General features: G+C 57.6%; 6 protein-coding genes. 2 read left to right on the forward strand and 4 right to left on the reverse strand.

Features of this window, described 5'->3' with window-relative positions; all coding sequences use genetic code 11:
• Positions 1-479: 479 nt before the first annotated feature.
• Entirely contained in the window at positions 480-1,760 is a 1,281-nt protein-coding gene (locus ACT6Y9_RS07820) for a type II toxin-antitoxin system HipA family toxin (RefSeq protein ID WP_443744118.1), read from the reverse strand.
• Positions 1,760-2,077, reverse strand: a complete 318-nt coding sequence (locus ACT6Y9_RS07825; RefSeq protein ID WP_443744119.1) for a helix-turn-helix domain-containing protein — start codon at positions 2,075-2,077, stop codon at positions 1,760-1,762. Before ACT6Y9_RS07825 ends, ACT6Y9_RS07820 begins: the two co-directional genes overlap by 1 nt.
• 267 nt (positions 2,078-2,344) lie before the next feature.
• On the opposite strand from ACT6Y9_RS07825, the gene ACT6Y9_RS07830 reads away from it, so the two are divergent.
• Entirely contained in the window at positions 2,345-3,538 is a 1,194-nt protein-coding gene (locus tag ACT6Y9_RS07830) for an AAA family ATPase (protein ID WP_443744120.1), read from the forward strand.
• A 33-nt stretch (positions 3,539-3,571) separates the two neighbouring features.
• On the opposite strand, the gene ACT6Y9_RS07835 is transcribed toward ACT6Y9_RS07830, so the two are convergent.
• On the reverse strand, positions 3,572-4,567 hold the full coding sequence (locus tag ACT6Y9_RS07835) for a tyrosine-type recombinase/integrase (protein WP_443744121.1): 996 nt from the start codon (positions 4,565-4,567) through the stop codon (positions 3,572-3,574).
• Between the two features lie 301 nt (positions 4,568-4,868).
• Positions 4,869-5,669 carry a hypothetical protein gene (locus ACT6Y9_RS07840; protein WP_443744122.1) on the reverse strand — a complete coding sequence of 267 codons (801 nt, stop codon included), beginning with the start codon at positions 5,667-5,669 and terminating at the stop codon, positions 4,869-4,871.
• A gap of 328 nt (positions 5,670-5,997) precedes the next feature.
• On the opposite strand from ACT6Y9_RS07840, the gene ACT6Y9_RS07845 reads away from it, so the two are divergent.
• The coding region (locus ACT6Y9_RS07845; RefSeq protein WP_443744123.1) for an H-NS family nucleoid-associated regulatory protein at positions 5,998-6,252 on the forward strand (255 nt) is incomplete at its 3' end.

A 6,252-nucleotide genomic window follows, 5' to 3' on the forward strand; every position in this document is an offset into this window, starting at 1 on the left:
CATCGTGCGCGAGCGTTTCGGCACGAGCGTCGGCTCAAAGGTGCCCAGACGATCCGACGGTGTGTCAGAAGTAGTGGACCATGCCGACCGCGCCCTCCTGGCAGATGCGCCAGCTGCGCAGGTCATTTGTCCGGTCCATACGTGAGTCTCCAGAGGGCTTCCTCCAAGAGCGTACGCTCTGCGGCTCAAGCGTAGAAGAGCGCACGGGAAGATTGCAGCCGCCGGTTCTGCTTGTTCACGAGCTTGAATACGTCGTCTCGAAAGCATGTCGGCTGAAGCGACACCCTCTCCATCCCGAGGTGGTTGACCCATTGTGCCATGCCCTCGACAAAAGCGTCACTCGACGGGGACAGATCGATCCACCCGGTCGACGGCTCCTGAGCCGGAGCAGCGCTGCGGCATTTCCTTCCCGAACGTGAGAATGAAGCCGACCGCCCTCATCTGCGGCCCTTGAGGCTGCACAATGCGGTTCACCTTTCTCAGCGGACGGCTTGAAGGTTGGTCTTGATGAGCTCCTTGACCGTCTTGTTGATTTTCACGACGCTCGTCTTCGAGGCGCCCAACTTCGCCCCGCGGTCGGCGAAGCCTTCCGCCGCTGAGGCCGCTTCCTCAGCGAGGCGTCGAAGCTCGCCCGTCGTCAGACTTGCGGCTGCGGCCATTCTTTCGAAGGAACTGCGCGAGATCGTGCGGCCGCCTCCGCCAAAGCTGGTTGCATGCTCGCCGTATTGGCCCGGTGAGAAGGTTATGTCGAAGGCGGGCGAAAGCCTCCAGACGCCGTCGTCGGACAGAAGAAAGCCGAAGTTCTTCGCATGGTCGTCTGCGTTGCCGATCATGAAGTTGAAGACGGCCCGGCGCAGAATCTCAAGGACATCGTTGCGGGAGCGGGTCAGTGCCGCCGTGACGCGCACCAAGTCTGCATAGTCCAGAGAAGGCATGCGGAAGTCTACGTCGAGGAGCCCTGCGACCGATGCAAAGTGCGTTCGACCTTTGGGTGTTCTGTCGAATCGCCCGACGCCGAACCAATGCATCCTCGACTTGGCTCCTCTGCGCGGTCCTTCAAAGAGCCGCCACTCGACGGTCTGGATGCCTGCCGCCTGGGCAGATTCCAAAGCGGCCGCCTCCCATATGCCTTCCTCATGGCCCAAGGGCAGAAAGCGCGACGTGAACTTCACCAGCCACGGCGACCATCCCGGCTTCTCCGCCGTCGACGCCGCAGAGAAGTCTTCGGAGAACCAAAGCGTCGCCTTGGGTCGAGAACCACCCGAAGTCCCCGATTCCAGAAGCTGCGGCAGAACGACGTCCGTCTCATCCTCGAATACGCGGACTGCCGCCTCGCCGAGAGCGCAAAAGTCCGCCGGACCGGATGAAGCATGCTCTGCCGCCGCCGGATGCTCCGGCCTGAAAGAGAGGGCGCCGACCGCCCGTTCTCCAATGAAGGCCAGTCGGTCCAACGGCCCAACCTGGGTCGACAGGACTCCATGCTCTTGAAACGCGCGGTCCATCAAAAGAAGACCCCAACCATCGGGCAGGCTGTCCGCGAGGAAACCGTGCAGACCTTGGTTTGGACGCTGCGGCCCGCGCTGCGGCCCTTCAACGTAGGGCACACGGAACGGAGACAGGCTGCCATTCGGGAAGTTGCGTCGGTAGGCGGCATCCCATTCAAAGAAAAGCCCTTGGTCCATCTCGACGAGCCTTCCGGCAAGCGTCTTCCCGCCGCTCTGCAATGTCCTGTAGACCAGAAGCTTTCGGACGTTTTCCATCAGCCTTTTTCCTCTTTCTCAAAGAAGTCAAGGAGCGACTTGGGAGCCTTGGGCTTCTCCTCCATGAGAAACCGCCGGAGGTCGTCCAACTGGTCGAGCCGCCCCCAAAGAAGCAGGAACTGCCGCAGGGAAATCTGTCCGGTCGTCTCGAAGCGCTTGATCGTCGGCTCCGGGACGCCCGACATCTCCGCGAGCTTCCGTCGCGAAAGCTTGCGGTCCTTTCTCATCTTGCGAAGGTGCTCGCTCAGCTGCACCTGCACGTCGCCCGGCGTCCACAGCGTCAGGAGACCGCGTGTCTGGGCATAGTCTTCGGACAACATATTATCCGGATTCATCGGTTTTTAGGTCTTTTGGATAATTTGATGTCCAATTCTAGCGCAGCCTGCCGCAGAGCACGGGACGATACTGGGCTCTCCGCATATTGGTACCATAGAGCAGCCTGGGGGGTTGCATTGAATGCCTCACGCTGCCGGATCGGACAATCACGTCCAAGAAGGCAGCGCAATAGCAATTCAACATGTCAGCGGCGTTGTGCTCTATCGGAACCTTTGGGTTTATTTGCTTATTATCAAGGAGAGCTTCCAATGGAGGTCCCAACACTTTTTCATAGCAACCCCTACCGGCCAGGCGCCGGCCAGATCCCTGCCTTCTTCGCAGGCCGAAAAGCTGCGCTAGACGCAGCTCGACAGGCCATCGCTCAAACCCTCCACGGCAGTCCCTCGCAGAGCGTGATGTTCTATGGCCTGCACGGTGCAGGCAAAACCGTGCTGCTCAGGAAACTCCAGGATGATGCTTCGGCGTTCGGCGCGCTCCCTCTCCCGATCGAAATCAACCGCACGGCTTCGCTCGCAGCCCTGCTCGTCCCGGCACTCAAAGGGCTCCTGATCCATCTCTCTTTTCGCGAATCAGCCAAAAACAAAATCGACAGCGCGCTGGGTGCACTCAGAAGCTTCGTCGACTCCATTCGGACCAAATGCCCTGACGTCGAAGTATCTCTCGACGTTCCAAATACTCCCGGAGTGGCAGACAGCGGCAATTTCGTTCTTGACTTGACTCAATTGCTCTGTCGAATCGGCGAGCTTGCGCGCGACGCCAGGACGGCGGTCATCATTTTCGCAGATGAGGTACAGTTCCTCTCAAAGGAGGATCTCAGCGCACTTCTGAGCGCTCTTCATCAAGCCGGTCAAAGATCCCTCCCGGTCATCATGATCGGCGCGGGGCTACCCTCAGTAATCGCCTGCGCGGTGCAAGCCAAGGCCTATGCCGAGCGGCTCTTCCGTTTCGTCGAAATCAGAGCATTGGATCGAGAAAGTGCTCTGGAATCCTTGGAAAATCCGGCGATCGCACAGGGCGTCGCCTATGATGCCGCAGCGGCATCGTTCATCATCGACGCTGCGCGAGGCTACCCGTTCTTCATCCAGACTTGGGGCCATTTTGCCTGGCGGGTGTTCGCCGGGAGCAGCGAATCAATCATTACGCCGGCAGTCGCCAAGAAGGCCGCCCTTTTGGCCGTCGCGAGTCTCGATGCGGGATTCTTCCGCTTGAGAATGGAGCGGCCAACCCCGAAGGAAAAGGAATTCCTGATTCACATGGCTCTAATTGAGCGGCCTTCCATTCGAACAGCAGACATTGCGAAGTCGATGAACTGCAGATCGACGGCTCTTTCTTCCATTATCGCCCGACTCATCAAGAAGGGCGTAATCCATTCGCCTCAATACGGGGAGCTAGCATTCTCCGTGCCGATGTTGGACGACTATCTGCGCAGGATTTCGCGCTGAACTGAAGTCTGTCCTCGCCCGGCCTCACGACCGTCAGAGCTCCGCCATCTGGGCGGCGCGTTGGAGCGCATCCTCGCTGCGGCGGTCGTACTTGGCGGTGGTGGTCACGTTGGCATGCCCCATGAGGTTCTTCACGGCAACGATGTCGACGTTCTTCGAAAGCAGCCGGGTCGCGAAAGTGCGCCGCAGGTCGTGCGTCGTGATGGCCTCGATCCCGGAAGCCTCCATCGCCCGACCGACGATCCGGCCGATCGAAGCCGGATCCAAGGGCTGAGCATTGTTGAGACGTCCCGACTTCGAGAGGCGTCCGAAAAGCCAACCCTCCTGAGTCCCCCGGATCATCAGCCAGGCGGCGACCTTCTCGGAAACTTCGGGCGTGAGAAACACCCGCCGCTCCTTGTTCCCCTTGCCGATCACCCGAAGAACACCTTCTCCCAAACGGAGGTGCTCAGCACGGAGCGTCGTCACCTCCGCCCTGCGCAGCCCGCAGCCGAGCAGAAGCGCGAGCACCGCCTGGTCCCGAACGGATCGGGTACCCGTTTCCGCTTCCGCTGCCGCGAGAAGCTTCTTCGATTCATCGCCCGTGAGCGATCTGCCGGCAGGTTCCCTGTGAACCCGAAGCTGCTTCACGGCCTTGATTTCGCTGTATGTCAATAAATCGATTTGTCGGAGGCGCCAGGCGGTTTCGGCAACGCCCTTCAGTGCGGAGAGATAGGCGTTGGCGGAAACAGCGGCCAAACCACGTTTGTCGGAGAGTTCATGCATGAAGGCGACGACGTGGACGAAGCGAAGCTTCTCCCAGGCGCAGACCGATGCGTCGGGAAACCCGAGCCAGCGGGCCGCCACGTTGAGTCGCGACTTCACTGCCCGCCGGGAATCCTCGGACTGGAGCTCCGCCAGGTAGGCAACGGCGGCATTGACCGCTTCCCCACCCTCTTGAACGGGCACATTGAGAGGCGAATTTTGATCGCCATCTACGAGCGCCAATGCGTTTTGGCCTTTTGAAACGCCCTCAAAATGCGTCTGCACGATTTCACCTCCAAAAAGGTCCTTTTTGCCTGAAAAGTAAGGGTTATCCCTGATACGAGCAGCAGGCCCGCCTCAAACCGCCGTTATGCACGATAACTGCAATTATATGGCGTAATAATCCATCCTGCATGAACCTTACTAAGCTGCTTGCTATTTGTGAAGTTGGAATTCGTTTTTGGCTTCGCAGTCGTGCGTTGCAATTCGTTTTGTGTAAATGGATATACATTTCAAACTCGACAGACCCAATTCTTAGTTGGTGTCTGAATCAAACAGTCGCATTCCGCCATTCATCACCGCATCGTCACTCATTGCGCTTCTTCAAGGATCCATAACGAGAGCGGTAGAAGTAATAAAACTGATTGAATGTCGGCACTGCAATTTCTTCTTGCCCTCTACTCTCATTCATCTCTTCATTCACTTCACTCGTTTTTCCGCATTCATTGAATGGCGATTCATTTGACTCAACAACATCAGCCCGCTTCTCAACCAGACGTCCATTGCGGTAGTCCTCCACAAAGGCTTCATAAGCCTTGCGCAGCGGAAGCTTCCCCTCACCCATCAGATACCGGCGGCAGCCTTCATTCATCGCATCGAGCACCTCAGGACTCAGATCCACTCCGGGATCATTCCCGTCGGCCGCACGACGCCCGCGCTTGCGGCCCCTGGATACGGGGCCTGTAGCCCCACCGTAGGCCGGAACAAGGGACTGCAGCACTTGGCCTCTGCGCCAGTAGGTGCCGAGAATCAGATTGATCCGGCGTTCGAGCTGAGCGTCTCCACGCGATACGGCGGAAACCAGGCGCTTGCGGCCGCCATCCGTATAGAGGAGCGGATTCTCCACGATAAGTTCAATCAACTTGTAGTCGGCCTCCGCCTTCTTCACCAACTCATCCGAAACCGGTCTGATCTCCACATCCGCCCACTCATCGAGCTCAACCGTAATTCGACCTGCTCTCACGCCTTTTGATAGTCCAGAAGCCAGGCATTTGATCAGCTCCACTGACTGTCCATTCATTTGGATGAGATGAGCCGTATCTCCAAATATTTGGACAACTCGGTATTCGATGCCATCCATTTTCAGAATTTCATTGCGATTGATCATTTTGGATCTCCTCTCTATGCCATTGATTATACACTACTGGAATTCAATGGTCCTTGCAGGACTATTTTTCAACGACCATAAATCGCCCGTCGACGCCAGGTTTTCATCCATTTAATGTCATACATTAAGGCGATGGAGCTGCCTATAAATTAGGCAAACCATCGTAAATTCAGAGATTTCAATGAGTTCGCGAAAACGGCGCGTTTTGGCGTGTTTTCGTCGTTTTGGAGGCCCGGAGGTGGGGACAAAACGGGGGCGCGGAGGGTTCCGGGACGCGGTAATATGTCGGACAACAATCTTTTGCCCACAGCTACGAGACCACAAGACAATGGCTATCGAAGAAATCCTCAAGCAGGTTCGGGAACACCAGGAAAAGCAGTCGGCCCTCAATGCCGACTGGGAAAACATCCGCGAAAAGACCCGTCAGGAGTGCATCGAACTGATCGGCATGTTCGGTTTCACCGCGTCTGATCTGAACTTTGACAAGAACGGCAACATCGCCAAGCCGAAGGTGGTGAACGCCGGTGCTCCGAAGTTCCAGAATCCGGACGGTCCCGAGACTTGGACGGGCCGCGGCAAGCGC

It is taken from the genome of Sutterella sp. (genome assembly GCF_052272535.1).
Taxonomy (GTDB): domain Bacteria; phylum Pseudomonadota; class Gammaproteobacteria; order Burkholderiales; family Burkholderiaceae_F; genus Sutterella.

Excerpts from the sequence above, each read along its gene's own strand:
- ACT6Y9_RS07820 (WP_443744118.1), bottom strand. The coding sequence starts at position 1,760 with ATGGAAAACGTCCGAAAGCTTCTGGTCTACAGGACATTGCAGAGCGGC.
- ACT6Y9_RS07830 (WP_443744120.1), top strand. The coding sequence starts at position 2,345 with ATGGAGGTCCCAACACTTTTTCATAGCAACCCCTACCGGCCAGGCGCC.
- ACT6Y9_RS07840 (WP_443744122.1), bottom strand. The coding sequence starts at position 5,669 with ATGATCAATCGCAATGAAATTCTGAAAATGGATGGCATCGAATACCGA.